This is a genomic window from Halogeometricum sp. CBA1124 (genome assembly GCF_009741955.1).
Taxonomy (GTDB): Archaea; Halobacteriota; Halobacteria; order Halobacteriales; family Haloferacaceae; genus Halogeometricum; species Halogeometricum rufum.
The window spans coordinates 1-2,076 of record NZ_WPCD01000332.1; the positions used below are offsets into that span (position 1 = coordinate 1).

Genomic DNA, 2,076 nt, shown 5'->3' on the forward strand with positions numbered 1-2,076 from the left:
GTACTACAACTCGCTCCTGACCAGCCACGGAATCACGATGCTCTTCCTGTTCGGGACGCCCATCATCGCGGCGTTCGGTAACTACTTCGTGCCGTTGCTCATCGCGCGACGACATGGGCGTTCCCCGCGCATCAACGCCATCGCGTTCTGGCTCCTGCCACCGGGCGCACTCCTCATCTGGGCGGGCTTCTTCCCGCTCCCGGACGTCATCCCGGCGCAGACGGCGTGGACGATGTACACCCCGCTGTCGGCCGGTGTCGGCAACGGGAACCAGATGAACGCCGGCGTGGACCTGATGCTGCTCGGTCTGCACCTCACGGGCGTCTCCGCCACGATGGGTGCCATCAACTTCATCGCGACCATCTTCACCGAACGCGCCGAGAAGGTCACCTGGGCGAACCTCGACATCTTCTCGTGGACCATCCTCACGCAGTCCGGTCTCATCCTGTTCGCGTTCCCCCTCCTCGGGAGCGCCATCCTGATGCTGCTGCTCGACCGGAACTTCGCCACGTCGTTCTTCGTCAACGGCGGCGACCCCATCCTCTGGCAGCACCTGTTCTGGTTCTTCGGTCACCCCGAAGTCTACATCCTCGTGTTGCCCCCGATGGGCATCGTCAGCTACGTCCTGCCGCGGTTCTCCGGGCGCCGGCTGTTCGGCTTCAAGTTCGTCGTCTACTCCACGCTGGCCATCGGCGTGCTCTCGTTCGGCGTCTGGGCGCACCACATGTTCGCGACGGGTATCGACCCGCGCCTCAGCGCCTCGTTCATGGCCGTCTCGCTGGCCATCGCCATCCCGAGCGCAGTCAAGACGTTCAACTGGATAACCACGATGTGGAACGGGAACGTCCGCCTCACGACGCCGATGCTCTACTGCATCGGCTTCGTCTCGAACTTCATCATCGGCGGCGTCACCGGCGTGTTCCTCGCCTCGGTGCCCGTCGACCTCATCCTGCACGACACGTACTACGTCGTCGGGCACTTCCACTACGTCGTCATGGGCGCCATCGCGTTCGCCGGGTTCGCCGGCATCTACTACTGGTTCCCCATCTACACCGGTCGGATGTACCAGAAGACGCTCGGCAAGGCGCACTTCTGGCTCTCGATGGTCGGGACGAACGTCACGTTCTTCGCCATGGTGCTGCTCGGCTACGGCGGCATGCCGCGCCGGTACGCGACGTACCTGCCCGAGTTCGCCACGCTCCACCAGATAGCGACGCTCGGAGCGCTCATCCTCCTCGTCGGCCAGATAATCTTCGTCTGGAACTTCGTCCAGTCGTGGCTCGAAGGCCCCGTCGTCGAGGACGGCGACCCGTGGAACCTCAAGGAAGAGGGACTCTACACCGCCGAGTGGGAGTGGTACGACCGCAAGATAAAGACCGCAATCGCGGACGGCGGCGAGGAAGAGGAGACGCTCACCGACGGCGGCGTCCCCGAGAACGACGACGACGACCAGTCGAAGTAGACGCTCCCGCCCGCTCGCGGTTTTTTTCGTTCGTGACTCACGCCCCCGAGCGACTGCTCTCGGGGTCGAATCCGAGCGCCGTCGCCGACGCAGTCGCTCGGCGGACGGAGCGAACCGCGTCGACCGAGCGGGTCAGACGGCGAGGAGGATGCCCGTCACGGACATCAGCACCGCCACGCCGGCGAGGAGAAGACCGAGTAGGTCTCTATCGGACATACCCGAACGGTCGGGGTTCCACGGGCAAAGAGTCGTCGGTGCGACGCCGAGAGCGGAACGGCTAACCGAGTGGCATCCCGACCGAAGAACGTGAGCGAACGTAGCGACGGAGGCGGACGCGTCGCCGGACAGCGGAGCATCCGCGGCCCTCGACTCGTCGGTATCGTCTACTTCGCACTCGTCGTCGTCGCCGGCGTCGCCGGCGCACTCGTCTCCGTCTTCGTGGGCGGTCTGCGCGCGCCGCGCTTCCTGTTTCTCGTCCCGTTCCCGCCGACGCTACTCGGATTCGCGGCGTACGGCGCGTTGACCATCGCCGTCGTCCTCGGGATTCCGCTGGCTCTCGTCGCGTTCGTGTCGCGGCACGTCGACGACGAGGGAGTGTGACGACACCGCGCACG

Annotated in this window: 2 protein-coding genes; both read left to right on the plus strand. The window is 65.3% G+C overall.

The window, feature by feature from the left end; all coding sequences use genetic code 11:
• Positions 1-1,462: cbb3-type cytochrome c oxidase subunit I (locus GJ632_RS21170; protein WP_191453954.1), on the plus strand; the 1,462-nt coding region annotated here is incomplete at its 5' end.
• Between the two features lie 306 nt (positions 1,463-1,768).
• Complete coding sequence (locus tag GJ632_RS21175) at positions 1,769-2,062, plus strand: cox cluster protein (RefSeq protein ID WP_089807045.1); 294 nt, start codon at positions 1,769-1,771, stop codon at positions 2,060-2,062.
• Positions 2,063-2,076: the final 14 nt, after the last annotated feature.